This is a genomic window from Cupriavidus sp. SIMBA_020 (assembly GCF_046535395.1).
GTDB classification, from domain to species: Bacteria; Pseudomonadota; Gammaproteobacteria; order Burkholderiales; family Burkholderiaceae; genus Cupriavidus; species Cupriavidus campinensis.
In genome coordinates this window covers 1-235 of the sequence record NZ_JAWRWU010001677.1, presented here as the reverse complement: position 1 = coordinate 235, position 235 = coordinate 1, and the positions used below count along the sequence as shown (strand labels likewise).

Here is a 235-nt window from a genome sequence, read left to right as displayed (position 1 = left end):
CTGCAACTGATAGCGGGCCCAGGCCGAGGCCTGCTGTGACGGCACGCCCACCGGCGCCTTGCCCTTCAGGTTCAGGCCCGTGGTGCCGGGGTTGGCCTTGGAATAGGCGTTGTCCAGCAGCGAATAGCCGGCCATCAGCGTCAGGCCGCGCAGCGGTTCGGTCTTGGCCTCCAGCTCGATGCCCTGCGTGCGCAGTTCGCCGGACTGGATCTGGCAACGCGCGTTCGAGGTGCCG

At 68.5% G+C, this 235-nt stretch carries 1 protein-coding gene; it reads right to left on the bottom strand.

The window, feature by feature from the left end; translation table 11 throughout:
- The coding region (locus tag SB751_RS35310; RefSeq protein ID WP_410749650.1) for a TonB-dependent receptor domain-containing protein at positions 1-235 on the bottom strand (235 nt) is incomplete at both ends.